At 44.2% G+C, this 26872-nt stretch carries 27 protein-coding genes and 1 pseudogene; 6 read left to right on the forward strand and 22 right to left on the reverse strand.

Annotated features, from left to right (window positions below):
• The 10 genes and pseudogenes from AB9H30_RS10490 to AB9H30_RS10535 form a co-directional block, all read right to left on the reverse strand.
• Positions 1-401, reverse strand: a 401-nt coding sequence (locus AB9H30_RS10490) for a hypothetical protein (RefSeq protein WP_371194623.1), incomplete at its 3' end; no start/stop codon positions are given.
• Between the two features lie 163 nt (positions 402-564).
• Positions 565-2151, reverse strand: coding sequence for an IS66 family transposase (locus AB9H30_RS10495; protein ID WP_371194624.1), 1587 nt, complete (start codon positions 2149-2151; stop codon positions 565-567).
• 122 nt (positions 2152-2273) lie between these two features.
• On the reverse strand, positions 2274-2609 hold the full coding sequence (gene tnpB, locus AB9H30_RS10500) for an IS66 family insertion sequence element accessory protein TnpB (RefSeq protein WP_371194625.1): 336 nt from the start codon (positions 2607-2609) through the stop codon (positions 2274-2276).
• 62 nt (positions 2610-2671) lie between these two features.
• On the reverse strand, positions 2672-2959 hold the full coding sequence (locus AB9H30_RS10505; protein ID WP_371194626.1) for a hypothetical protein: 288 nt from the start codon (positions 2957-2959) through the stop codon (positions 2672-2674).
• A gap of 104 nt (positions 2960-3063) precedes the next feature.
• A pseudogene (locus AB9H30_RS10510) lies at positions 3064-3237 on the reverse strand (OST-HTH/LOTUS domain-containing protein); the annotation flags it as partial.
• Between the two features lie 133 nt (positions 3238-3370).
• Entirely contained in the window at positions 3371-4714 is a 1344-nt protein-coding gene (mobV, locus tag AB9H30_RS10515) for a MobV family relaxase (protein WP_371194627.1), read from the reverse strand.
• A 1143-nt stretch (positions 4715-5857) separates the two neighbouring features.
• The gene (locus AB9H30_RS10520; protein WP_371194628.1) at positions 5858-6160 is read right to left on the reverse strand and encodes a group II intron maturase-specific domain-containing protein; all 303 of its coding nucleotides are present in this window, start codon (positions 6158-6160) and stop codon (positions 5858-5860) included.
• Positions 6161-6197: 37 nt separating this feature from the next.
• On the reverse strand, positions 6198-6518 hold the full coding sequence (locus AB9H30_RS10525; RefSeq protein ID WP_371194753.1) for a reverse transcriptase domain-containing protein: 321 nt from the start codon (positions 6516-6518) through the stop codon (positions 6198-6200).
• Positions 6519-6676: 158 nt separating this feature from the next.
• Positions 6677-6937, reverse strand: a complete 261-nt coding sequence (locus AB9H30_RS10530) for a hypothetical protein (protein WP_371194629.1) — start codon at positions 6935-6937, stop codon at positions 6677-6679.
• Positions 6938-7100: 163 nt separating this feature from the next.
• Complete coding sequence (locus AB9H30_RS10535) at positions 7101-7427, reverse strand: helix-turn-helix domain-containing protein (protein WP_371194630.1); 327 nt, start codon at positions 7425-7427, stop codon at positions 7101-7103.
• Positions 7428-7453: 26 nt separating this feature from the next.
• Between AB9H30_RS10535 and AB9H30_RS10540 the strand changes: the two genes are divergently transcribed.
• The 4 genes from AB9H30_RS10540 to AB9H30_RS10555 all read left to right on the forward strand — a co-directional run bounded on the left by AB9H30_RS10540 (position 7454) and on the right by AB9H30_RS10555 (position 10321).
• Entirely contained in the window at positions 7454-7738 is a 285-nt protein-coding gene (locus AB9H30_RS10540; protein WP_371194631.1) for a hypothetical protein, read from the forward strand.
• Between the two features lie 146 nt (positions 7739-7884).
• A complete protein-coding gene (locus tag AB9H30_RS10545) occupies positions 7885-8742 on the forward strand; it encodes an HD domain-containing protein (RefSeq protein ID WP_371194632.1) in 858 nt (285 codons plus the stop codon).
• 72 nt (positions 8743-8814) lie between these two features.
• Entirely contained in the window at positions 8815-9387 is a 573-nt protein-coding gene (locus AB9H30_RS10550; protein ID WP_371194633.1) for a DNA-binding protein, read from the forward strand.
• A gap of 112 nt (positions 9388-9499) precedes the next feature.
• Positions 9500-10321, forward strand: a complete 822-nt coding sequence (locus AB9H30_RS10555; protein WP_371194634.1) for an HD domain-containing protein — start codon at positions 9500-9502, stop codon at positions 10319-10321.
• A 193-nt stretch (positions 10322-10514) separates the two neighbouring features.
• Here AB9H30_RS10555 and AB9H30_RS10560 read toward each other — a convergent pair whose 3' ends face one another.
• From AB9H30_RS10560 to AB9H30_RS10570, 3 genes are all read right to left on the reverse strand, one after another.
• Entirely contained in the window at positions 10515-10727 is a 213-nt protein-coding gene (locus AB9H30_RS10560) for a response regulator (RefSeq protein ID WP_371194754.1), read from the reverse strand.
• A gap of 204 nt (positions 10728-10931) precedes the next feature.
• Positions 10932-11126: a phage integrase N-terminal SAM-like domain-containing protein gene (locus AB9H30_RS10565; protein WP_371194635.1), complete on the reverse strand. Its 195-nt coding sequence runs from the start codon at positions 11124-11126 to the stop codon at positions 10932-10934.
• Between the two features lie 190 nt (positions 11127-11316).
• On the reverse strand, positions 11317-11934 hold the full coding sequence (locus AB9H30_RS10570; RefSeq protein ID WP_371194636.1) for a class I SAM-dependent methyltransferase: 618 nt from the start codon (positions 11932-11934) through the stop codon (positions 11317-11319).
• 350 nt (positions 11935-12284) lie between these two features.
• On the opposite strand from AB9H30_RS10570, the gene AB9H30_RS10575 reads away from it, so the two are divergent.
• Positions 12285-12488 (forward strand): transposase, encoded by a 204-nt coding sequence (locus tag AB9H30_RS10575; RefSeq protein WP_371194637.1) that lies wholly within the window; start codon positions 12285-12287, stop codon positions 12486-12488.
• Positions 12489-12668: 180 nt separating this feature from the next.
• On the opposite strand, the gene AB9H30_RS10580 is transcribed toward AB9H30_RS10575, so the two are convergent.
• From AB9H30_RS10580 to AB9H30_RS10620, 9 genes are all read right to left on the reverse strand, one after another.
• Positions 12669-13376, reverse strand: a complete 708-nt coding sequence (locus AB9H30_RS10580; RefSeq protein ID WP_371194638.1) for an ABC transporter ATP-binding protein — start codon at positions 13374-13376, stop codon at positions 12669-12671.
• Between the two features lies 1 nt (position 13377).
• Entirely contained in the window at positions 13378-14580 is a 1203-nt protein-coding gene (locus AB9H30_RS10585; protein ID WP_371194639.1) for an ABC transporter permease, read from the reverse strand.
• The gene (locus AB9H30_RS10590; RefSeq protein WP_371194640.1) at positions 14577-15728 is read right to left on the reverse strand and encodes an efflux RND transporter periplasmic adaptor subunit; all 1152 of its coding nucleotides are present in this window, start codon (positions 15726-15728) and stop codon (positions 14577-14579) included. Before AB9H30_RS10590 ends, AB9H30_RS10585 begins: the two co-directional genes overlap by 4 nt.
• Positions 15725-16333, reverse strand: coding sequence for a TetR/AcrR family transcriptional regulator (locus AB9H30_RS10595; protein ID WP_371194641.1), 609 nt, complete (start codon positions 16331-16333; stop codon positions 15725-15727). Before AB9H30_RS10595 ends, AB9H30_RS10590 begins: the two co-directional genes overlap by 4 nt.
• A 689-nt stretch (positions 16334-17022) precedes the next feature.
• Positions 17023-17817, reverse strand: a complete 795-nt coding sequence (locus tag AB9H30_RS10600) for a peptidylprolyl isomerase (protein ID WP_371194642.1) — start codon at positions 17815-17817, stop codon at positions 17023-17025.
• Between the two features lie 141 nt (positions 17818-17958).
• Entirely contained in the window at positions 17959-18639 is a 681-nt protein-coding gene (gene narI, locus AB9H30_RS10605) for a respiratory nitrate reductase subunit gamma (protein ID WP_371194643.1), read from the reverse strand.
• 2 nt (positions 18640-18641) lie between these two features.
• Positions 18642-19382: a nitrate reductase molybdenum cofactor assembly chaperone gene (narJ, locus tag AB9H30_RS10610; RefSeq protein WP_371194644.1), complete on the reverse strand. Its 741-nt coding sequence runs from the start codon at positions 19380-19382 to the stop codon at positions 18642-18644.
• Positions 19382-20914, reverse strand: a complete 1533-nt coding sequence (narH, locus tag AB9H30_RS10615) for a nitrate reductase subunit beta (protein ID WP_371194645.1) — start codon at positions 20912-20914, stop codon at positions 19382-19384. The genes narJ and narH overlap by 1 nt, the downstream gene beginning before the upstream one ends.
• A 2-nt stretch (positions 20915-20916) precedes the next feature.
• Positions 20917-24705, reverse strand: coding sequence for a nitrate reductase subunit alpha (locus AB9H30_RS10620; protein ID WP_371194646.1), 3789 nt, complete (start codon positions 24703-24705; stop codon positions 20917-20919).
• Positions 24706-24993: 288 nt separating this feature from the next.
• On the opposite strand from AB9H30_RS10620, the gene AB9H30_RS10625 reads away from it, so the two are divergent.
• Positions 24994-26850, forward strand: coding sequence for a HAMP domain-containing protein (locus AB9H30_RS10625; protein WP_371194647.1), 1857 nt, complete (start codon positions 24994-24996; stop codon positions 26848-26850).
• Positions 26851-26872 lie beyond the last annotated feature (22 nt).

Here is a 26872-nt window from a genome sequence, read left to right on the forward strand (position 1 = left end):
ACGCTAGCGACGGGCATTAGCGTTCTGGAATTAAACGATTTAATATTTTTTGTTGAGCTGTTGTTACCTGTTGCAATGGCCTCATCACGCTCTAACACCTCGAGGCAATCCACGGGCACTGGAAAACACAGCATATACGCGGAATCGCAAGCTATGTAATGACTTGACTGCAAGACATGACTAGCTGCCTCTGTGCGAGTAACAGGAGCCTTGCTTTGCGCCAGCAGTACATCAAACTTTGTTTGGTCAATAACATTCAGGATATATTTATTCTTCGCCACCATCTCATTGCTGCCAAAAATATCATTCGCCTTGATATTTTTTGGCAATGCTTTGTGTAAGGAATCTAAATTTATCGGCTTGCCTTGACTGATAGCGTATAGAAGTTGATAGAGCGACACGTGGCTTCCTAATTATATTTCGAGTTTACATTTATACTGCTGTACAGAACCAGACCCTACAGCTTTTGAATTCTCCCACTAAGAGTTTACTGTGAGCATACGGCAGTATAGCATTGACATAGGCCGTTAGGCCTACATCAAAGGGTTTTTGTGGGTGTGTAGCTTACCTACTTTCAGTGTAATTCCACGGTAGGTAGTCGGCTGGGTTGGCTTTAACCGCCTCTTTTTCTTGTTGTAGCAGTATAAAATACTCGAACACATTGATTTGCGCTTCACTCGCGGTGGCAATCAGTGAGGTAACGATATCGCCTATAGTTGCCCCGGTTTGATTGCGGAGGAACATCGCGTTTTTTCTGTCTCGCACGACTATTTTCAGCATCGCTTCAATGGCGTTATTGTCTAGCTTTGCATTTTCTATTCGGCAGAAACAGCTCAGTCCTTCATAGTGTTTAATGAAGTAGCGTACGGCTTTGCCTAAGGCGCTGTTGTCTTCGACTTCCTCGCTATGTAGCTTGGTTTCCCCCCACTGTTTTATTTCTGCCAGCACGGGCAGCGAGTGTTGTTTATGGTAGGCGAGTCTTTGTCTAGGGCTGAGCGATTGTTCTATGATTTCATGCTCGTTGACCCATATTGCCTCATACCTTTCTAATACGTACTCCACCTCTTGCGGGAAGTGCGATATCACATCGACGAACTGGCGTCTTGCATGGCTGTTGCATAAAGCAAGTATTGACGCACATACCGTTGGCTTATTACTGCCAAGTGCGTCGCTCATGATAATGGGGACAGGTGAGTTTTCGCCGCGATAGGCAAGTATTGTATCGATGAACTCACCTGCATGGCCAATGCTGGTATCAAACAGCACCACATCGTGATTATTTTCAAGCGTAGCGATTATGCCTGACGCATACACGCCAGAGCGCAGTTGCGTTTTATCGCTGTTTCTTACCTTTTTCTCAATCGGCTTGGCATCCAATATGCGATGCGTGGTGTCGTCCATATAATAGTGCTTAGCATCGCCTGCGAGAGTTAATAAGTGTTGATACACCGGGTAAATGGCATCTGCCACGTATTCTGTTTGGTCACATGATGTCGAGGCACTAATACTCACCCCCAGTAATTGTTGCAAACTGCCTTGGCGATAATACGGCAGGCCCGCGAAGTACTTGTGGATAGCCATTAAGGCGCGTGCCGAATACCCGTATTTTTGACCCACTTCACCATCGGCCAATACTGCGTCAGGTAAAGCCGCTGTAAAGTACGTCCCGCAAGTATTACAGCGCAGGCGCTCCATCACATGCTGCTCGGGCACAAACGGGCTATGCCCACTAATGCGCAGTAAGTTGCCTGGCGGTGCTTTATACACTTTGCCGACTTCACACTCTGGACAATCATCGCCTTTAGCCATATCTGTCATGGGGTGCATCACCACGGTGGGTTTCACTTGTGTGACGTTGGGCAGCGCTTTGCGCCGTTTTTGGCGAGCAGGCTTAACGCCTTTACGTACCTTTCCCGTCACATTGCTGTGTGATTCAGTGGACTTTTCGATGCCCAACAGTTTTCGCAGTTTATGCACCGTCACATCATGATTGGCCAAACGGTCTTGCATACTAGACAAGGTGACTAAGGCATCTAGCAACAATTGGCAGTCCTCAGGGCTCAACGCTAGTTGATGCTCCTTGGCCTCGCTCACGCGATGAATAAGGGCCTCTAAGCCTGCACTGTCGATGTCGGTAAAAGGTCTGCTCACGAAGTTCCTATTGTCGTTAGTAAAGTGCCGTCAAGCCACGAATAGCCTGCCTTAGCGACTAGGCGTGTGGATAACGTTGAATGTGCTGGCAGTATTATCCCATTGATCACAATAGCAAGCCTTTATTGCATAGTATTGATGTAAGTGGCGTCATCCCCCGATAAAAGCGCACGCAAATACACAGCAGTAACGCGATGCAATTTAGGGTGTTTGGGGCTTGGCCACTGACGAAACTTGCCCTTCGACAAGCGCTTGGTCATCAACCAAAAACCGGTGCCATCAAAACGTAGAGCGCGGATCATGGTTTTATTTCGATTAATAAACACATACAGTTCACCTGACTGCGGATTAGCGTCTAAATGCAGGCGGCAACGCGCTGAAAAACCATCAATGCCGCATCTAAAATCAGCCGGCTCTGTGGCTAACAATATGCGCGACTGCGAGGTTAAATACATCATGTGCTGGCGGCACGAATAAGCTCGCCCATCATGCTGGGCGATAGCGGACCAGACAGCGATAATTAAGCGCCGTTGGGCAGGCGTAACTCAAGACGCAAAGCGCTTGGCAGGTCATCCAAGACGGGCAACTCCACAAATGCAGGCGGATCACCTGCGATCCCTTGCCAATGCTTTATTTGGGTGCCACTTAGCCCCAATTCACTGGATACTCTGCTTCGGGAATAATGGATAAGCAATTCAACGGCCTGCTGCTGCAATGCTTCTGGGGTTTTACGTGTCGACTTTTTACGGGTGGCACGCCACTGCTTGAAGGCGTCTATTGCACATGATAGCTGGTCAGCGGGACTCATAGTACTTTCCTGTACTGGTGAAAACACCATTACATCAGAAAAATATCAGGAAGTTGTGCTACGCTGCCGTAAGCTCACAGTTTACTCAACTTCAAATATTAATGTCATCTGTACTCAGCATAGGTGCTAGCGTTATCCCTTTTTTTTTTACGTTTATCACGCACCCATGTGCCATTATCCTTTGTTTGCTTCATTTGAAATAAATCGATTGCAGCGAACAAATCGCTTAACTTTTTAAATCCATAGTTGCGTTGGTCAAATGATGCCTGATTAGATATGATGACCTTGGTCGATAACCACGGCTTCACCGGCAGTTACTGGGCGGTAAACCGTTATATTAAAAGCATCATCGCTGCCCAACCAGGCAAGATCTCTACCGTGATGGAGTTCGAGCCAGGCGATGCGACGATGTCAGCGCAAGTTTTTTTGCGGCATCGAAGAATATAAAGCATTGTCCGACTGAAGCTTATTCGGTTTTCTCGTACCTGGTGTTGAGGAGGCAAAACTTACACTTCTTTCAACATCGATAGATTTATTATGTTCCAGAAAAACTCCAAGGTTACCCTTCATCTCTGCAAGAACATTTTCAAATGATTTACATATATCCTTTGCTAACTGCTCCTTAATAAGGAGTTCTGAGAATCCATCGACAAGCGACAACAATTTTACCGCATTCCGTGAAGCGGAATTAATTAATTCAAACTGTGTTCTTATAGTATTCAAAGATTCATTTGAAGCAACTTGTGCATCGTCCCGAATCTTTTTGAGGCTGTTGATCTCGTTATAAAGTTGAGCAAGTTTAAATTCGCTTTCTGCGATAGACTTCCTTTGTAATTTAAGTTCAGAGAGCCCTTGATTTTTCAAGCTCGATAGCGCTCCTATTTTATGTTTCATGTCGAACACAGCCCTGCTGTAGTTATCAAGACTAGCGCGAGCTTCAGTGGATTTTTGCTCATAAGAAGATGCTTCAGATTTAAGATGCAGAATTTTTGTTGCTAGCTCTTGCTTTGTTTTTAATTCAGCTCGCAAAGACTCACATTGTTTGACGAGCAAATCACGTTCTGCTCGCAGGCGTTCATTCTCCATTTGCAACATTCCATTTGCCTTTATTTCATTATGTTTAGCCTGAGAATGAATTACCCCTCTAGAAAGACCCAAACATTGCAGTAACTTACTGTAGTCGTCGTGAAGGCTGTATAGCCATTTTCGTTTGACAAGGTCACTAGCGCACAACCTAACTTCTGTTTTCAATTCAGTTTTTTTATACCCACAAGGAACACGAACTTGCTTTGTTATTAAGGGCACAAAAATAACGTGAATATGAGGCGTGCTTTCGTCTAAATGCAAGGACATGTCAATAATCGTGTCTTGAAATCTATTTCTCACCCAGTCGACTGTTAATCTTTTCCATTCTTCAAATTTATTTTTATCGCAATTGTCATCAATATCGAACCGGTAACGTTTATCTTCAGAAAAGAATTTGGGTGACGCGGTTAAAAGTACTTCAATTGCAAGAATGGCATTCTTTCTTTTAGTCGACAGGCATAATGGATTAAGCTTTTGTTTGATGAGCGTGAGGTAAGATGACGTTGGTACGCTACCATTTTCTTTAACCGGTATTTGTTCAATACGTTTTGTTCCGTCTGCATTAGGTACCTTCATCTTTCTTGTATTATGCGGACATGCTTTTACGACAGATTGCCTGTTCAGTTTTTTTACACGTGGTATGCTGTAAAGTATTGGTTCACCATTCATTGCTTACTTCCTCATAACGCGTCAATGATGCATTGACAGCCCTCTCATATAAACTTATCACAAGGACATAATATTTCCGTTTACGAAGATTTATTTTTATCAGCGGCATTGCAGACCAATAAAAGTAAGGGGTAAGAAAGAATTTCGCATTTTGATAATAAATACTCTAACACTCAGTAGTTCTTTTAAAAGCCATTTTTAGGGTTTATTATTATCGAGGTATTTCGGGAGAATTGGATAAGGTTTCATCCAATCGATTCAATCGACAAGGGACACGCAGCAAAATTAGACTAAGGATAGTTAACGTTATGGTAATTTCATCAGTTTAGAAATCCATTAAGCAATGTCTGCTGTTCAAAACTTCAACATAAATAGTGCACTTTAGAAGTGGATATAATGTTGCATGTTGGTTGAGTCCAGCACCACTTCAGTGTTCTTTGATTTAGTATTTTTTTCGATGAAGCTCTACAATTTCTTGCATTCAGGCGACATGTAAAGGTCAGTATTTACTCTTAAAAAAGTAAAGAGGCTTGGCTATTTTTGGTGAGTGAACTTGTGTCCATGATCACATTTTATCAATCCAATAACTTGCAGAATTGAAGCGTCTCTTGCGGTATTTAGGAGCTAACTTAATGACAGAAAGCAGAAGATTATGCCTTTAATAATAGCTCTCACTTTATGAACTTTGAGTTAAGTTGGAGTATCGCAAAACCATACGAATCACTAAGTATTATCAGGTATAAATCTTACAAATGTTACCGTATTGGGTAACAAAGGATGACTCGATTTTCATTACGTTTCTACTACAGAATACAGCTTATTATTGCCGTAAGAATGCTACTTGGACAGTTGATTTTCAGCGTTAAACATTCTATCTCGGCAGAAGGAAACCAATAAAACCTAGCGTAATACCGTTAAGGATTGCTATTGAAAGTATTTAATTGTTACTTCACAAATCCGGCGCAACTATGCATTCAATGCAAACACGATCCCGTTGAAATGGCGCGTCCAATCACTCAATATTGCTAGTTTATGGCTCACATTTGCCGAACAAAATCATATTAAGGTCGAGTAGCTCGACGGAGCTTCCCCCTCAGGCTCTCGCAGAACCGTACGTGAACCTCTCAGCTCATACGGCTCTTCCTATCTAATCGTTTTAAGATATACAAATTCCCAATGCACAAATAGCACAGGGTCATCAGATCGGATACGCTTAAGCCATTTCCATAATTGCTGCTTATGACCACGTAAAAGTTTGCACTCCTTCCGTGCCCATCGCCCTAAACGCAAGTCAATTTTAAGTAACGCTCGGTGTAGGATTTGCGGATAGAACTTCGCGTAATAACTCACTAAGCCTCGTACAACCGGGTTTAGTTTCTTCGCTAAATCATAAATCGTCAGCCGAGTCGCTTGGTTGATATTCATACTACGCAGGGTCTTAAACATTCGCTTTAATACCAGTCTACCTGCCGATGGATTAAAGCTAGAAAATATTCCCGACCTTATCTTGAACAGAACGAGCTTGAAAGGTGAAGCCAAGAAAATCGAACCGAGTGTAGGAACGAAACCCTAGTCGTTTGCGATCTTTGCAATACGCAATTTTGGTTTTTACTGGATGCAGGTCAAGATGACACGATGTCATACGCTCCTTCAATGAATTAAGTAATTGCTCCGCTTGTATCTTTGTCCGGCAATGGCAAACAATATCATCTGCATAGCGTTCAAACGGTAGATTTGGAAACTGCTTATTTATCAATATATCAAAAGCATAGTGCAAAAAAAGATTCGCTAACAACGGTGAAATAACGCCGCCCTAGGGCGTGCTCTTTGTCGACACTTCTATCTTCCCTCTTCAGTTTGAACCGGTGCTTCCAACCATCTGCGAACATAAAGAAGGTTCACCAACGTGCTTATTCACTGCTTTCATCATCAGATCATGATCTATCGTGTCGAAGAAAGCCTTCATATCGATATCCAACACTCAATCGTATCGCCAACAATGTTACTTTGCTTGCGCGACTGCTTGATACGCAGAGCGAGCTGGACGATAACCGTATGAAGAAGAGGGAAACACATATTCAAGCAGAGCTCAACAAGCATTTTCACCGCCATTTGGGCCACTCTGGCATCTACCGTTGAAATACCTAAAGGTCGAAAATTACCGTCTGCTTTTGGTATCATGACTTGGCGAACAGCTTGTAAGAAATAACTTCCCGAGCACATATGGTTCCATATTTCGTATAATTTGCCCCAAGATTTTCTTTGAATACAGCATGGCGTTTCCCATCCTAGGAGTCCGCCTTCAAGGCACACCAACAATTAAGTTGATTGGTTCGTATTATCTCACCGTCAGTGACTTCCAGAATCGTTTTCATCTCTTTAAAGCTCATGAACGTGATGGCTGCGTCGCTCGTTTTTGGTCGCGCACAATTTCCAAGAAATCACCAATATTGCACTCTAAATAATCACAAAGAATTTCTAGTGTCTCGTAATCAATTCGCGTAGTTGTCTCATGATAAAGCCTGTTGACCGTACTCCGATTAATACCTGTTTCGCGAACAACGTCAGAAATTTTAAGTCGTTTAGCACCCATTAGTGTCGATAAGTTACATTTTATCACTTTAAAGAACCAATTTATGTCTTGTGAGACACAAAAAAATATTGACTTGTATCTCACTACTAATGTATTGTGTCTCCAGAGAATCAAAAACACTCTTTTTAGTTACTTGGGGATTATGTATGAATCAAACGTATTTAACAACCGCCGAATTAGCAAAACGCATTAAGTACGACAGCCGCTCCATCCGTGAGCGACTAAAAGACTCTGTCCTCATTGAAGGCGTTCATTACATTCGCCCATTCGGCGGCCGTAAGATTTTGTATGACTGGGATGCCATTCAGCAGGATATGCGCAAATTTAGCCAGCAGCTTATGGTATCCACTGATGCGACACACCGAGCTTGCAAACCGCAATCCTTGTCAGACGAGCCATACGGCCGACAGGCTCTAGTTAGCGACAGATGAGGAGCCTGAATTGATTGATAATCAAATAGGGTACGCAAATACTGAAATGGTATTCCATGTTTGCTCTCGCTATGTCACAAATTTGACTCGCCAAGATGGCTCGGTAGCCATCAAGATGTTCTCACAGGTGCTGGGAGGAAGTGTTAGTGACTTCAAATGAAAATCTAGTTCATCAGCCCTTATTGACCTATGCATTCAATCAAATGAGATTCAAAGGTACCTATTTTTTAACGAGGTTTGTGGTAAAGCTTGATAAACAAAGCAATCCTTTTTGGGAGGTGTCGCTATCAGACGTTTCAGGCTCACTTACCCTTTATTGTAGAGACCAAAGCTGTGTTATTGGCCGCATTCAACCTGAGTCGTTAGTGCATATTGAAGCACAGGTTGATACGCGTGGAGTGTTGCCCTACTTTCGATGCAAGCTAATACAACCTTGCTCGCAACCAATAGGCAGTTTTACCTACTTATCCCAATTGCCCTCCGCTCGCTGCGCTAAACCCGATGCTCTGATGGATATGTATACGCTGGCAAGAAGTATTAAGCACCCACTCCTAGTATCGTTTTTAACTAAAGCGCTATTACAACCAGATGTTGGGCTTCGTTTTATACAGTGTCCGGCGAGCCTCAACCATCATCACAATTATGCGGGTGGATTGTTAGAGCACTCTGTTGAAATCGCTCGTCAATTAGCGAATGAAAGAACTGAATCAGATGATAATCGTGATCTAGCAATTGTCGCAGCATTACTCCATGACATTGGCAAAACTCAGACCCTGACACCAAAGTTGAGCCGAACATCAGTTGGTTCGTTAGTTGACCACAATGATCTTACCCTCGAGCTTTGTGCCGCAGCGTTGAGCGAGCTTTCTAAGCATCACGCTGGGTTTGCCAATCACTTAAGACATGTTTGGACATGTGCAACGCCCGGTGCTCGTTATGGTTTTAAGCCTAAATCGCGGATAGCCAGACTCCTGCAACTCTATGACCGCATGAGTGCAGCCTGATATCAATGAATTAAATAAATTAATTGAATTAATGAAACAAATTCAATTAATGCAACATAAGGAATAGAACAAATGGCAAGACATCCTGAAATCAAAGAAAAGGACATTATAGAGGCTGGATTAGCGCTCGAGGAAAAGGGAAAAATGCCGAACCCTGGAGCGATCCGCGCGCAACTTGGCTTTAGAGGCGGATTAATCCGCATACGCGATGTGTGGAATAAGCATCAAGCGAAACAAATTGGAGCAATTAGCACTGATGAGCATCAGATGTTGCTTGAAGATTTACCGAGTGAAATAGCCGACGCCACTGAGCAACTTATTGTTCAGCAAAAGACTCAATTAGAGCGTCTAGTTGTGTGCGCCTTTCAGCGATGTCAGTCATTATTTGATAAGCGCTTGGATGATCACCTGTCTAAGCACAACCAACAAATGGCCTTTTACAAAGACTACGAAACCAATGTGGATGTTTCTATTAAAAAGCTCGAAGATGATGCAAAAGATATGCAGACTGAGCTGAAGGATTTAGCTGAGCAGAATGCGAAGCTGCTTATTGAGAATGCCAAATTGGCTGGGCAAGTCGCGGCCTTTGAGAGGGCACTGCCTACACCCGCCACTACACAGCCTTCTTTAAACAAGGCCTCATAAAAATTACGGGTAACCATCTTACAAAAAAGACTGACGGTAGCTTTCAGCGTTTCATCAATATGGCTTGCTAAGCCATGACAATCAACAAACGACCTTTTCAATTGGAGTATTTATGAATTTAAAGATCACTGGCGCATTCAACCTTGCAGCACAAGCGCATGGACATCAAACACGAAAATATGATGGCTCTAGCTACACATTACACCTTAAAGAAGTCTATCTTTTATTAGAATATGCAGGCGTCCAAGATGAGAAAGTCTTGATTGCCGGTCTGCTTCACGACACGTTAGAGGATACTGCACTTACTGCCGCGGAAATCGAAGCTCAATTTGGCGGTGAAGTATGCTCGATAGTACAAAGCCTTACGGATGATAAGACGGCCAGCTTTGCATCACGTAAAGCGGCGGCGATAGTTAAGGTGAGAACATTATCAGGCGGTGCGCTCAGCATAAAATTAGCAGATCTAATCAGCAACATGACTGCAATCCCAGCAGCTTGGGATGCAAAAAAAATTGCTGAATATATGAACCATTGCCACGCCATTATTGATGCGGCTCGTCAAAACTCGCGCATTGATGAGATATCGGGAAAATTACTCAACTTGGCGGATTTCTTCTATAAGGCACAAACCAGTGGCTGTGAAGAGTACTTCGAATTATGCGACATGGCCGAGCGAGGATTGTTGTTCTGGAATGATGATGATCACTATTTTGTTATAGCTACTGACAGTTCTGATTCGAACGTAGCTTGCAAATTAGCTAATGGCCCTCTCGATGACTCCTTTCGTTTGGGGCTACTTAGAGGGCTTAAAATAAGCGATAAACGTCCCCAGACTATGTCAGTTACATGGGAGCAAACGCAGACTTGTGATGAACCTACGATTTACCATGCCGCAATAGAGGTTCAGTGTCAGCGAGTTATGTTGAAAACATGATTATAGGGAAAACGCAATATACTGAACTTCGCTGAGATGGTAAGTCTGTTAACACCAATACAGGTAAGTCGAAGACATTTCTGCAGCCTACTTGTATTAGTGTGATTACCTAGGGAAACTGTCGTTCTAATTACCGAGCGACTTTGTCGTAATTACATTAGCGCCCTAGATTTTGCGTTACAAAGTAGCATAATTAACGAAAGATTTTATGAATAAAACTCTTACCGAGTATATGAGGTTTTACATATTCGTCCTGACGATAGGAAGCAACCACTAATACTTTTGTGTTTGGGCTTACTTCGCGTATTCGACGCGTCGCCTCAACACCGTCAATTTTAGTATTAAATTTTAAATCCATTAAAACGACGTCAGGAACATGTTCACTTACAAGCTCAATGCTTTTTATCGGCTCTTCGTTCTGCTAGCAACGCGCGACCTCCTGTTGAAAAAGCATTGAAAGGCTTTCCATAAATATGCCTTACCTTGATATGCGTCAGCTCACTTAGCCGTAAATCACAGCCACATCAAAGAATCGTCATTATTTTAATGCGCAAGGTTTGGCAATACCTTTTTAAAGTGGCGACTTGGCTTCGTTATAAAAGTCAGGCGGCTATATTTTGCGCCATGGCACAGCCACATCTAATGCCAATGGCTGCTTGAGGACGTGTTTATACAGAAACGCCAAGCTGTTAATTTGCGGCGCTATGCTGGCATAAGAAAGTCGACGGACTGACGGATGTTGAAAGTAGGTCTTAAGCTCGTCACAGCTCACTTCATCTATCGGACGGCCAAAGAACTTGGCCATGCATATGAGGTGACAGTGTAAGATTGTTTCGTATTAGAAGAGTACACTCTATACTGTATTTCAGTGATGACTTGATTGATTAAATCATTCATTTTGTACCTGCGGAATTATGGGAAAAACCCCAAAGGTAGGTATGGTTAAAGTGGTGTAAATTACTCCTCTGCGAAGCAACTGATGCTGCAACGCATTGTTAGTCTTTTTTTACAAAGTGACAAAACACAAATTTTTGCGTTGTACCGAAAGGCGTATTATGAATTTCTTTTAATTGCTCTTTAAGTAAGAAGTTCTCACCAAATTCAGCATACAAAGCTTCAGTAGAATAGCGCATAACGGGCAAACCGCTGCATTGAGTTGGGCCGTCTTCTGCGAATGTAGAAATAATAATGTGGCCATTTGGCTTAACGGAATGCATTACATTTTTGATATAAGCGGAGCGCTCTTCTGGATTTATTAAAAAATGTAAAACTGCACGATCATGCCACACTTCAAATTGATGCTTAGGGAATTGTACTTCCGTTACATCAGCTTCAAACCATTCAACGCTTACCGAATTAGAGCCAATTCGCTTTTTAGTAGTTTCAAGAGCTGCGCCCGAAAGGTCAAGAACATATAAACGAGAGTAACCATTTATAAGCAGGTCATCTACGAGTGTTGAGGCTCCGCCACCTACATCAATAATTGGGGCGCTTTTTTCTAAGTTTAAATTTTTTATAAAATTTAAGGATGTTTCTGCTTGCTCCTGAAACCAACTTACAGAATCAGGCGCTTTTGTAGAGTAAACCGTTTCCCAATGTTCTTTCTTTTGCATGATATTTCCTAAGTGCCCCAGTCTAACGCTACACTAACTGCCAGTAATGCAGCGGCATAAGCGCCTTATTAAAAGCCACGGTTCGCCTCTGTGTCAAAAGAAGTTTTAGAGGTGGCGACCAATATTAGTTGAACCACAATAGCTATATAGATAAAAAGCAAATCTGCCCGTATGTTGACCTTTCAATGTAATGACAAGGCTAACATGATCCAAGCCAAGAGCATGATAAAAAACATAAATGAAAAAAAGGGAATTTTCATAAAGGTTTCAGTAAAGGCAAATGAAGTCTGTCACCGACTACAAAGTATACCAGATCTAGGCCCGATGGTGGCGAGCGCTTATGTTAATGAGTGGGCAATGACAGTTCTTATTATAAAGGGCATGATGTATCAGCATCGTTAGAATTGGTTCCCAAACCATACAGCGGTGTTGGAAAAGACAAATTACTAGGGATCAGTAAACGAGGAAATAGTTACTTGAGATGCTTACTTATGCGGGGCGCCAAGGCAGTTGTATTTAGACCTCAAAAGAAAGATGATGCACTTAGTTGTTAGATAAATAATTTAGTGAAAACCTGATACCACAGCAGTCACCAAAACTGACGAGCTGATAAGGACAATATACGCGATTCACATCAAGGTTAGAGCCTTAAGGCTAATTAAAAATCGTATATATGGCAGCAATCCTGTTCCTGTTATCAACATGAAAAACCTTGCAATGTTGAAAGAGGAGAATTAAGTACTTCGGCCCTCTCCCTGCTCCTCGTGCGTTACGCCATCTCGAATATGGTAAATACGCTTGAAGGTTGGGATGATTTTTTCGTCATGAGTAACCACAATTATCGCAGTCTCGAAACGTTTTGCCATGTCATTAAGAATACGGATCACAGCCATTGCCCTGACTGAGTCCAATGGTGCTGTAGGCTCGTCGGCTAAAATAACTGGTGGATGATTAACCAACCCCCGCGCAATTGCCACACGCTGCTGTTCACCACCTGACAATTGCGACGGCATCGCCGTTGCCCGGTGCTGAACATCGAGCGCAGTCAGCAGTTCAAGGGATCGGTGACGAGCTTCACTATTTGCCACGCCTGCCAGCATGGGCAACAATGCTACGTTGTCGATAACATCAAGAAATGGGATGAGATAAGGCGCTTGGAATACAAAACCAATCTTATCACGGCGCAGCGCCCGTAAATCCCGGACCTTCCAACCGTTATCAAAAATAACTTTATTCCCTAAACTCATTCGACCTGCCGTCGGAGCTATCACCGCGCCAAGGCATTTTAACAGGGTACTCTTACCTGAACCTGATGGCCCGATCAAACCAACAACCTCTCCTGGTGCTACATGCATATTGACGTCTTTTAGCGCCATTATAGTATTATGACCTACGCCATATAGTTTAGAGAGGCCTTCGATGTGGATCCCCTGATCTGCCATTTTAACCTCCTATCGCTTCTGCTGGGTCAACCTGAAGTGCCATGCGAATTGAGACAAGGCTCGACAGCAGACAAATGATAATAACCGCTATGAACCCCAACATCGCATCGAGGGGCATTAATAACACGTATTTCGGAAACAACGGCGCAGCAAAGGTGGCGCTGATCTTACCCACTACAAACCCAATTAATCCAAGTACAAGCGACTGCTGCAAAATCATTCCCGCGATGGTAATGTTTCGAGTACCAATAAGTTTCAGAACGGCAATTTCACGGATCTTGTCCATCGTTAATGTGTAGATGATGAACGCCACAATGGCGGCGCTGACCAACGCCAGAATAACTAGAAACATGCCGATCTGCTTAGCTGAAGTAGCAATTAGTTTTCCAATCAGAATTGACTCCATTTGTGGCCGATCATAAACGGTCAATCGTTTCCATCTGCGGATAGGTTCGGCAACATCTGCAGGCAAAAGCCCGGGCTGAATCCGCACAAGTACAGCATTTACAGCATTGTTGCTGGTTTGGGTGGCAATAACCGCATCAAGTAAATCGGACATGCCAGGGCGATTAAAAGCAGGATTGGTGGAAGTGCGCCGCCGTTGACTAAGCAACGCGTCGTTATCTTTGATAAATTGGGCAGCTTGAGCGTCCTTTAGCGGGATGAAAATCATCGGATCCCCACTGGATGACACCATACGACGGGTTAATCCCACAACAGTGTGTTGATTTCTGCGAATGTTAAGACGGTCGCCGAGCTGAAACCCTGTTGCAATATCAGCCACTGCTTCGTAGTGACTACGGTTGATCTGACGGCCAGCAACCAGCTGGGGTGGCCAGCCCGGTTTACCTGACTCGCCTCCACTAATGCCAACTACCATCGCTCTGACGTCTTTTTCTGCTTGACGAACCTGCATGGTAAGATAGGTGACATTAGCTGTTTGTGCTACACCCGGCATGCTACGAATACTGCGCCAAAGGTCATCCGGAACACTGGAAGACTCGGCATAAGGACCTAAAGTATCTTTTTGAACAACCCAAAGATCTGCGCCACTATTGTCGAGAAGCACTTTGCCATCATTAACCATGCCACGATAAACGCCTGCCATGGTTAGCGTAACCCCGATCAGAAGCCCTAGCCCAATACCAGTAAAAACAAACTTCCCCCATGCATGAAGAATGTCACGCCCTGCAAGGTTGATCATGGCGTCGCCTTCGTCAGATGTTCTACGACTTTGAGCCTACTGTTTGCCGTCAGCATTTTCTCACTGTAAACAATAATCTGTTCACCGGTATTCAAGCCCTCGATTACCTGTACATTACCAGCTAGGTCTGAGCGTCCGAACTTAAGAGAAACAAATCTTATCTTTCCCGCTACAAGTTTCCACACGCCACGCTGATTATTTAGTGTCCGAATAGCCGCATTAGGAATGGTAGGTGCTGCAGCCAATTCTGGTAACTGCACTGTTACTTCAGCCAATTCACCTAACGGGGGCAGAGGAACAGGTGTCGATTTGAAAGCTACTTTGGCCAGAGTTTCCTCCGTTACTGGATCTGCCAACGGCTCAGTTCTGAATACATACCCGATGACCGATACCGATGCTCGTGAACGCAGGATAATGGTTGCCGGCAAGTCTGCGGCTAAACCTTCCGCGGTAATTTGGTCAAATCTGGTATTCACCCATATGCTGTCAGGGTCAATAATTTCAATAACAGCCTGACCAGCGACTGCTGTAGAGCCGGGCTCGACGTCTCGCTTTGTAACGAGCCCGTGCACCGGTGCCACTAGAAGTAGATAGCCTTTTTGAGCCATTAAAGCTTCGCGCTCAGCTTGCAGACGACGTAGATCCTGTTTGGCCACTACTAATCCTGCATTGGCGATCGCCAGTTCCTGCCGTTTGGCTGACACCATTTCTTCACTGGTACCATTAACCAGCGACAGCTGGTTATAGCGTGTTGCTTGTGTTTGAGCATGAATCTGCTTGGCTTCGGCCTGCGTTATTGCAGCTACCGCACTATTAATCGCGGCTTGTTGAGCGCTGATCCGCTCATCCATATCCACAGCATCCATTTCGCCGATAACTTGGCCTGATTCAACTACGTCGCCCACTTGTACTTCCAACCGCTTAAGTTTTCCCGCAAATGTAGGCCCCACTTTAAAGGTATAACGCGCCTGAATCGTGCCAATACCAAACAATTCGGGCGCGATGGATTGCGAGCGCACGGTAGCAACAGTCACTTTTATCGGCGCTAGAGGCCCTGAACGCATAACCACAAAAATAAACAGCAGCAGCAACGGTACTATCGCTACGATCAGTCCGATAGTGCGACGTTGTAGGCTAGGAAACTTCATACCGTTCTCCCAATACCCCGGCAGTAAATAGCGAACACACCAGGGCCAGCTTTAACAATATGTGCAGTGTCCCCCGAAATTAATGTCTGCATAACTAAGCCCTGAATGGAACCAATGAATAATGCAGCAGCGGCGCTTATGTCTAAGTTAGGGTTCAATTCTTCCGCAGAAATACCTGCATCCAATAGCCGTTGCAACCGCTCCTTATATTGGCGGAGCAGTGTCTGTACCATTTTCTTCGGTAACGTATCACCGGGACGTTGAAGCTCACCAAATAGAATTCTTGGCACACCAGGATGTTCGGAAACGAATTTAATATGTGCCATAAACATTGCTTCTATAGCTGCCATGGGTGTGCTGGCTTGTGTGGCAGCTTCGTCAATCTTAGTCAGCAGTCGATTGGCGATCCAAGTCGTAACCGATTCTAGGATGGCTTCTTTGGTTGGAAAATGTCGGAACAAAGCGCCTTGAGTCAGCCCCATTCGCTTTGCAATAGCGGCAGTTGTAATATCACTTGGATTACGTTCAGCGGCCAACTCGACAACCACTTGCACTGTAACAGCACGTCGTTCATCTGCTGGCAGGTTTTTAGAGTATTTGATCATAAGACCCACATTAAGATAGTAATTAATTACTATCTTAATGGCGCTTTCTTATAAAAGCAAGAAATAACCTATCTTAAAGCTAAAAAGAAACGGCATGTTGAGAGCATGGCTCGGTGTTTTATACGTCTAGTAACCCACTGCTCTATAAGCTTCTACCCACAATGGAGTAACCTGACACACCTCTTAATGGCAATAACTAACCTCGTATATGGTCTCCTCCCACATTGGAAGGTTTTTCATGTTGATAACAGGGACAGGATCACGGTTAGCACGTTTTAATCTCAGATTCTAAAAGGGTTGAGCGATAATCGTCATCTAGCGCAGCCGTTTTTCTTCTACCTTTCATACTCGCTGTTTTTGTTTCGCCTTTTTTAAATAAGGCCATGGCTATTTTTCGCATGATATTGTAGACCAAAACCCGTGTCCTTTACGGTTCGTTGACTTGTTTTTTCTGAACGTCATATCCAACACGCAGTCCATACTCTCGACTTACCAATGGCTGCGTACACAATTCAAGGCTTGCTCTGCATTCAAATCCAGAGAGCTAACTTACCAGTGGGTTTATTTGTGCCGATACTTTCACATATACAGACAAATAGTTACTTGCACAGGCATATCACATGCCCACAAGCGAGCGCACTTCAAAACAGTTCGCTCAAACTAGATACTTTTATCACGTACATGCAGACTTACTGCATCACCCTTGACTCATCGTAATTAAACTCAAAACCACTTATTTCTGCTTCGGCAATCAGGCGATGCAAATACTGAGAAATTGCTTTTCTATGTACTTTGTCATTTAAGTATTTCTTAATTCTATCTTCAACTAAATCATATGTTAAAGGCTTTCCATCAACCTTTCTAATCACTTCAACGACATGATAGCCAAAACGTGACTCAACGGGCACTGTCATCAAGCCAATGTCTGCTGCGAAAACCTGCCTTTCAAATTCGCTTACCGTTTGACCGTTAGATAATTGTCCCAAATTGCCACCTTGGTCCTTTGAGGGACAAACAGAGTACTTTTTAGCAGCTTCCGCGAAGCTAATCTCCCTGGATTTTAGCTGTTCAATTATAATTTCGGCCACGCTAAGCGTTTCTGCACGATGCTCGAGATCTTTCGGATCTGCTGCTAGCAATATATGATTGGCTTCAACAAGTGGTGACGACGTGAACTGCTCTGGATTTGCCTTAAAGTACCGCTCACACTCCTTTGCTGTGGCTTCTGGAATATCAATCTCTATAGCGAATAATTGGTCTATAAGCTCTGGGTTGGCTTCTAAAGAGGCTCGGTCTGCCCTTTCATTAAGGCCCATGTCTCGTATTTTTTGAGCAATCACCTCAGCGATAATTAATGATTGAGCAGCTTGAACCATGGCCTCCCTGCGAGTTTCGGCTGGGTGATACTGTACTTCAGTGTCAATAGCAGAGGCTAAAATCCGACTGCCGTTCACTGTAATTTCTGGGGTATTGGTAAGTGACATTCTTTAATCCTATTTACGGGTACAAAATCTCATAATTTACTGGAGTGCTTGCTCTTACTATGTGTTGGATAAAACTTGGCATCCTTGCCACATTGCGGGAATCCCTGCCTCCTCGCTCAGCGATGAGCGATCGTTGGTAGCTTAACGCTGTCTCACTACTTGGTAGCTTCTAAGTACATACTGCACTGGTACACTCCAAATATGTACTAAGCGGCTGAATGGGAATAACACAAACAAAGTTATGCCTAGCGTTACGTGCATCTTATATAACCAGTGTACCGAGGAGATATATTCTACAGCCTCAGCAGGTCTAAAAGTTAAGGTATAACGCGACCAGCTCATTAGGTTATACATAACTGAACCATCCATATGACCAGTAGAGATAACAATGGTGAACATACCAATAATTAGCTGCAGGTAAATCAAGAGTAAAATACCAGTATCCATGAGGCTGCTGTTCGCTCTTATTCTAGGGTCGAACAATCGTCTGTATACCAACATGCTTAAGCCAATAAAGCATAGAACACCGAAGAAACCACCCACGCCCATAGCGATGATCTGCTTAGTGGCCATGCTAATTCCCAGCGCATGCCAAATTTCCCAAGGCAAAACTAACCCAGCGAAATGACCACCCAAGATAGCGATTATACCAACATGAAAAAGCACGCTGGCTATGCGAAAGTTTTTGCTACTAAGCATCTGGCTGGAGCCTGTCTTCCAAGTATATTGCTCGCGATCATATCGAATAAGACTACCCAAAAAGAAAATAGCCGTTGCTAAATATGGATAAATCCCAAAAAATATTGTGTCTATGATATGCATGACTAACCCCTTACACTTTCTTCGCTGCGTATGTTGTTAGCAGCATCTATAAATTGAATAGGCACATCTTGATCACGTCGTTGAGATTCAGAAGGCTTAGACGTATTGGTTGGACAACCACCATTTGTAGCATCACCGCCAAAAGTAACGGCTTCCTCTTCCCACACTTTGTCGAGGGCTTTTTTGGTGTCATCGCGTTTTTCTTCTTTCACTTGCTCGCGCAAAGCATCTAGATCGATGTCTACTTCAGACAAGTTCACTAGAGCCTGAAACAAGCTGCTGTAATTACACTGTCGCTTTTCAAGCCTAACGGTGAGTAAAGCTAGTACCGGCCCAATGTCTTGCAACCATCCTTTTGCATTTTCATTACCTTGGGTGCTGACAAACTCTAAAAATAATGGAATATAATCAGGCAGTTCACGCACGCCAATATCAAGGCCTGCAGCTTTATATTGCTCCAGCAAGTCGACCATAGCTTGACCTCGGTCGCGGGATTCGCCATGAATATGCTCATAAATGAGTAAAGACAGCGAACGCCCTCGCTCAAATAAACCGTCATAATCCGATTGCCAATCGAGTAAGCTATCGCCAAAGCGCTGAGCCACAAAAGCTTGCAAGGCTGTTTTATCAGACTCTGCAAGGTCTTCATTACCCGCAATATAATCACTTACATCCTCAGCGTGAGCATATAGCTCGTCGCTTGGATAATCGATGAGTCTTGAAATAAGGCTTAAAATTTTCATTAGTCACGCACCTCTACTGGAATAACTTGGCGTACTGTTTGTTTTTTACCGCCAAACAAGTCCGCTTCACTGTCGCCGCCGCTGCAGCCATTGCCGAAAGTAAAGCCACAACCAGACTTCATATCATAAGCATCTTCTGCGTAGGCTTTATGGCTGGTTGGGATCACAAAGCGGTCTTCGTAATTGGCCAATGCCATATAGCGATACATTTCTTCAACTTGCGCTTCGGTCAAACCCACTTGGTTTAAGGCTTCTAGGTTCAATTCGCCATCGACTTGTTGTGAGCGTTTAAATATACGCATTGCCATCATGCGCTCTAATGCTTTCTCTACGGGTGCTTCGTCACCAGCGGTAAGCATGTTCGCCAAATATTTCATTGGAATACGCAATGATTTCAGGTCAGGGAACACACCATTCATGGGTACCTTATTTGCAGCTACTGCATTTTGAATAGGGCTTAGAGGCGGCACATACCAAACCATTGGTAATGTTCTATATTCTGGGTGCAAAGGTAATGCAACCTTCCAATCCATTGCCATTTTGTATACCGGTGACTCTTGCGCCGATTTTAGCCACGCGTCAGGAATACCCTCTTTGCGAGCTGCTTCTTGAACACTTTCATCAAATGGGTCAAGGAAAATGTCACACTGCGCTTGATATAGGTCTTTGTCGTTTGCAACTGATGCCGCTTCTTGTACGCGATCTGCGTCATATAGCATGACGCCTAAGTAGCGAATTCGGCCTACGCAGGTTTCTGAGCAAATGGTCGGTTGACCCGCTTCAATACGCGGATAGCAGAAAATACATTTTTCAGACTTACCGGTTTTCCAGTTATAGTAGATTTTTTTGTAAGGGCAGCCGCTTACACACATTCTCCAACCGCGACATTTATCTTGATCAATCAAGACAATGCCGTCTTCCTCACGCTTATAAATAGCGCCTGAGGGACAAGAGGCTACACAAGCTGGATTAATGCAATGCTCACATAAACGCGGTAGATACATCATGAAAGTTTTTTCAAACTCGCCATACATATCAGCCTGCATTTGGTTAAAGTTGCTGTCGGCCCGACGTTTTGAGAACTCAGTACCAAGAATCTCCTCCCAGTTTGGTCCCCATTCAATTTTTTCCATACGTTGACCGGTGATCAACGAGCGTGGACGGGCTACCGGTTGGTGTTTACTCTCACCCGCTTTGTGCAGATGCTGATAATCAAAATCAAACGGTTCGTAGTAATCGTCTATGCCAGGTAAATCTGGATTGGCAAAAATATTTGCGAGTATGCGCAGCTTACCGCCTTGTTTTGGCGTTAGCTTTCCATTGGCATGACGCTTCCATCCGCCATTCCACTTCTCTTGATTCTCCCACTCTTTGGGATAACCAATACCAGGCTTAGTCTCTACGTTGTTAAACCAGGCGTATTCAACACCTTCGCGTGAGGTCCAAACATTCTTACAAGTAACTGAGCACGTGTGACAACCGATACATTTATCAAGGTTTAGCACCATGCCGATTTGAGCTCTAACTTTCATGATTAGCCCTCTACCTTATTGTTGTTAACAACACTGTTAAATTCTTCTTTGCTTTGGTCGACGCTATCATCATCAAGCCAATCAACTTTCGCCATTTTGCGCACAATGACAAACTCATCGCGGTTACAGCCAACGGTTCCGTAGTAATTAAATCCGTAGGATTGTTGCGCATAGCCGCCAATCATGTGCGTGGGCTTCATGACGCATCTAGTCACTGAGTTGTGAATCCCTCCGCGTGTTTTAGTAAGCTCTGAGCCAGGCACGTTTACAATACGTTCTTGTGCGTGGTACATCATGCTCACCCCCTCTGGCACGCGCTGAGACACAATGGCTCTTGCCGCAATGGCACCGTTAATATTGAACACCTCAATCCAATCGTTATCCACGATGTCAGCTCTTGCAGCATCAACCTCCGACATCCACACAACAGGACCACCGCGTGACAGTGTCAGCATCAGCAAGTTGTCTGAATAGGTGCTGTGAATACCCCACTTTTGGTGTGGTGTTAAGAAGTTAAGTGCAATTTCTTTATTGCCGTTTGAGTCCTTATTCATAATGGGCTTAACAGTTTTTAAATTAATGGGTGGCTTGTATACACACATGGTTTCACCAAAGTCGCGCATCCACTCATGATCTTGATAGAACTGCTGACGACCGGTCACCGTTCTCCAAGGAATGTATTCATGCACATTGGTGTAGCCTGCATTGTAAGATACATGTTCATCTTCAAGCCCTGACCATGTGGGGGAGCTGATGATCTTACGCGGCTGAGCCTGAACGTCTCTGAAACGAATTTTCTCTTCTTCTTTCGGTTTCGCTAAATGGGTATGATCGCGCCCTGTAAACTCGCTCAACGCTGCCCATGCCTTCACGGCGACTTGTCCATTGGTTTCAGGCGCCAGTGATAAAATCATTTCTGCGGCATCAATTGCCGACTCTAGCTTCGGCCGTCCTTTATTCACACCCTCTTCTAAATGCTTATGATTTAGCTCACCTAAGAACTCCACCTCTTTTTCGGTATTCCAACTGATGCCCTTGCCGCCATTACCTAACTTTTCTAGGGCCGGACCAATAGAAGTAAAACGGGCATAAGTATTAGGATAATCACGCTCAACGACCACCATGTTAGGGGCTGTTTTACCAGGAATGAGATCACACTCACCTTTCCACCAAGCTTTTACACCAAATGGTTGGGCTATCTCCGCAGGCGTATCATGCAAAATAGGCACAGTGACTAAATCTTTCTCAACACCTAAATGCCCTTCTGCCATTTTTGAAAATGCTTTGGCGACGCCCTTAAAGATTTCCCAGTCAGAGCGAGATTCCCAAACAGGGTCAACGGCCGCACTTAAAGGGTGAATGAACGGGTGCATGTCTGAGGTATTTAAATCATCTTTTTCATACCATGTTGCGGTAGGTAGAACGATGTCTGAATACAAACATGTGGTAGACATTCTAAAATCAAGCGTGACCAATAAGTCGACTTTACCTTCGGCAGCTTGCTGTTCGAACTTAACGTCTTCTGGCATTTTACCGCCTTCTTCGCCTAGGTCTTTACCAAGCAAACCGTGCTTGGTGCCCAGCAAGTGACGCAGCATGTATTCATGACCCTTACCCGATGAGCCAAGTAAATTGGAGCGCCAAATAAACATATTACGAGGGAAGTTTTTAGGGTTTTCAGGCTCCATGCAAGCGAAGTCTAATTCTCCTGACTTCAAGCGCTCTACTGCATACTCTTGAGGTGATTGTCCTGCAGCTGCTGCATCTTTACAAAGCTGTAAGGGGTTCATATTAAGTTGTGGTGCAGACGGTAACCAACCCATGCGCTCGGCGCGCGTATTGAAATCGATAATAGAACCAGACCATTTGCTCTTATCAGCAAGTGGAGAAACAACTTCGGTCATTTCTAGCTTTTCATAACGCCATTGACTGGAGTGGTTATAGAAGAACGATGTACCGTTCATATGACGTGGTGGACGTTGCCAATCTAAGCCAAATGCAAGGGGTTGCCAGCCTGTTTGTGGACGTAGCTTTTCTTGACCCACGTAGTGCGCCCATCCGCCGCCACTTTGGCCAACACAACCACACATCATTAGCATGTTGATGAGGCCACGGTAGTTCATGTCCATGTGATACCAATGGTTCATACCCGCACCCACAATGATCATAGAACGACCACGGGTTTTGTTAGCATTGTCGGCAAATTCACGAGCAATTTTAATCACCTCTGAGCGTGGTACGCCAGTGATTTGCTCTTGCCAAGCAGGAGTATAAGGAATGTCTTGATCGTAGCTTGAGGCAACGTTCGGGTCGTCATAGCCATTATCAACGCCGTAGTTTGCAATGGTTAAGTCAAACACTGTGGCGACATAGGCCTCTGTACCATCAGCAAGGGTGAGCTTTTTGGCGGGTACTTTACGCACCAAAATATCGTCATGCTCGGTGTTTTGGAAGTAGCCGAATTCATGCTCAGCGCCACCAAAATATGGGAAGCCAACCTCAACTAATTCGTCGTGAGAGCCTTTTAAACTGACGCGTAAATCAAGCTCATCACCTGACTTACCATCGGTCTGCGTAATGTTCCATTTGCCTTTTTCGCCCCAGCGATAGCCAACCGAACCCGTTGGAGAGACAAGCTCGCCATCTTTGTCGTTAATCGAAATAGTTTTCCACTCTGGGTTGTTTTCTTGGCCGAGATTCCCGTTAAGGTCAGAAGCGCGTAAGAAACGGCTTTGATGTAAAGAACCATCTTCAGCCTTTTCTAACATGACCAACACAGGGAAATCAGTGTAGCGTTTTACGTAGTCGGTGAAATACTTAGACGGATTCTCTAGGTGGAATTCTTTTAAAATGACATGACCAAAGGCCATGGCTAATGCGGCGTCTGTTCCTTGCTTCGGCGCTAGCCACTGATCGGTAAGCTTGGCCACCTCAGAGTAATCTGGCGTAATGCCGATGACTTTAGTGCCTTTATAGCGAACTTCAGTTAAAAAATGTGCGTCTGGCGTACGTGTTTGAGGTACGTTTGAGCCCCAGCAAATAATATAGTTAGAGTTATACCAATCGGCCGATTCAGGCACGTCAGTTTGCTCACCCCAAATTTGTGGTGAAGCTGGCGGAAGGTCACAATACCAATCATAAAAACTTAGGCAGTTGCCGCCAATGAGAGATAAATACCGAGCGCCCGCCGCATAAGAAACCATCGACATGGCAGGAATAGGTGAGAAGCCAGTAATACGGTCAGGTCCATAGGTTTTGGCCGTATACACGTTACTGGCCGCTATGATCTCATTGACTTCAGACCAGTTCGCGCGCACAAAGCCACCTAGCCCACGCTGCTGCTTATATTCTTTCGCTTTTTCTGGGTTTTCAACAATCGAGCCCCATGCGAGCACAGGGTCTTTATGTTCTAGCTTTGCCGCGCGCCATAACTTAACCAAGCGCTTACGAATCTTTGGATGCTTGAGGCGGTTAGCACTGTAAATGTACCAAGAGTAACTTGCCCCACGAGGACAGCCTCTAGGCTCATGATTCGGCAGATCTGGGCGGGTGCGTGGGTAATCAGTTTGCTGTGTTTCCCAAGTCACTAGACCATCTTTAACATAGATTTTCCAGCTACATGAGCCAGTGCAGTTTACACCGTGTGTAGAGCGAACGATTTTATCGTGCTGCCAGCGACGGCGGTAACCATCTTCCCAATCTCTATTTTCTTCGGTTGTTACGCCATGACCATCCGAAAACGATTCTTCTTTACGTTTAAAAAACTGCAATCTGTCTAAAAAGTGACTCACGCCAGACTCCTTGGTTAATAAGAATGCAGCACTGAAATATCTTTCAAATAATGCTGCAAATTCAAGCTATGTCTGGATTAAAAGCCATATTTTTACGCTATACAATAGGGCGAAATGAGCATCAATTTACCCCAGTACCACTAAAGAGGTAGGTGTTAATATATGCCTTTTCCTTTAGTTTAAAGGCGTATAGACTGGTCGTTCATAATTAATGATTTAAAAATTTTGACCCTTAGTCTTTGTAGGTATCACCTCTGACTCACACAATTTGGCCTTAGGTACATGCTTATGACGCAAAACTTTTTCCATTCCACTGTATTTAAAATTGCGGCACTGATGTTTTCAGTAAGCTTTTTAGCAGTAGCAAGTATGTTTAGCTCTGTGTTTATAAGTGACAGTGCGCAAACTGACGCAGCATCGATAAATGTAGCCGGCTCCCTGCGCATGCAAAGCTATCGTCTGGTGAGTCATGTGCAACTGCAAGATAAAACGCCTGCGCATTTTGAGCGATTCGCCGAGCTAATAAGCGCCTTCGAAGATGACCTGACCAAAGGGATATTGGTTAACAAACAGGCTCTTATGGGTGCAAACAACTCGGAAGTACTGCTAGAACAGTTAACAACGCAGTGGTTTGGGCAAATTAAGCCCATGCTTGTTGACGCTCAGAACGGCTTTTCAGTTGATGGTGCTGAGCTCAATATCGCGACACAAAGCTTTGTTGAAGGGCTCAATGAACTTGTATCGAGTTATCAATTGCACGCTGAAAGCAATATTGCAACCATCAGGCTTATTCAAAGCATCGCTTTATTTAGTACCCTGCTGCTAATCGCTTTTGCAATGATGATTGTGAATCGACATATCGATAAGCCTTTGTCTCGCCTAACCGATGTAGCAAAACAAATTGGCAGAGGGGACTTTACCGCAAGAGCTGACGAAAGTGGAAAAGATGAGCTTGCCTTGCTCGCTCGTACAATCAACAAAATGAGTGACTCTGTATACCGCTCCCGCAGTCAATTAGAGTCATTGGTAAAACAAAAAACACAAAAACTATCCCGTTCTAATGAATCTCTCGATGTGTTGTATGAGATATCGCGTCGCATGAACAACAGCGATCCAAACACGATTGATTTCAAATCACTGCTAGAACGACTAGCCAGTGTCACCGGAAACCCTGACCTAGATTTATGCATCATGACCGCACAGGGCAATGGTCCTTATGAGCATCTTGTAACCACAAACAAAGAACTGCCAGAAAAATGCATTCGTCACCAATGCGGTGATTGTACTGAACATAATGCAATTTTCCCCAAAGCCAGCAATCAGATGCGTTATCAGCTCACTCTAGGTGAATACAATTACGGCGTATTAACGGTCAACCCCAAAGAGAGTCAGCACTTTGATGACTGGCAAAACCAACTCTTTGAATCTGTAGCCGAGCAAATTGCCAATGGGTTAAGTCGCAAGCACCGTCAAGATGAAAGCCGACGTGTGGCGTTAATGAACGAACGAACGGTCATTGCAAGAGAGCTGCACGATAGTTTAGCCCAGGCACTCTCGTATTTGAAAATACAAGTTACTCGCTTGCAACGTTTACAAAAAATGGAAAATGCACAAGAACAAATTGATTTAGTTATCAACGAGCTTAAAAACGGGTTGGGGGCGGCATACAGTGAGTTACGGGAGCTACTTACCACCTTTAGGCTTAAATTAGATGGGCAAGGCATTAAGGCTGCTTTGGAACAGACCATAGAGCAGTTTAAAACTCGCTCTGATTCGTTTACCTTTGTTTTGCAATACGATGTGGAGCACATACCGTTTACACCACAAGAAGAAATTCATCTATTACAAATTGCCAGAGAAGCCACCCAGAATGCGTTCTATCACTCAAAAGGGAGTGAAATCAGGATCACTATTACAAGCAATAACATATCGGAAATTACATTGTGCGTGACAGATAATGGCATTGGTATTCCTGGAGACCCAAATAAGCTCAATCATTATGGCTTGGCAATTATGGTAGAGCGCAGCCGAAATTTAGATGGCACGCTGAATATTGAAAGAGCGATGCCGAATGGCACTCAAGTGAGATTTAGTTTCTTACCTGAATATGCTCGTGATGAAGCGCTTTCAGCACAGAATGGGTAATAGAGTGTTTGAATAAGCAGCT

The organism is Glaciecola sp. SC05 (assembly GCF_041380235.1).
Taxonomy (GTDB): Bacteria; Pseudomonadota; Gammaproteobacteria; order Enterobacterales; family Alteromonadaceae; genus Glaciecola.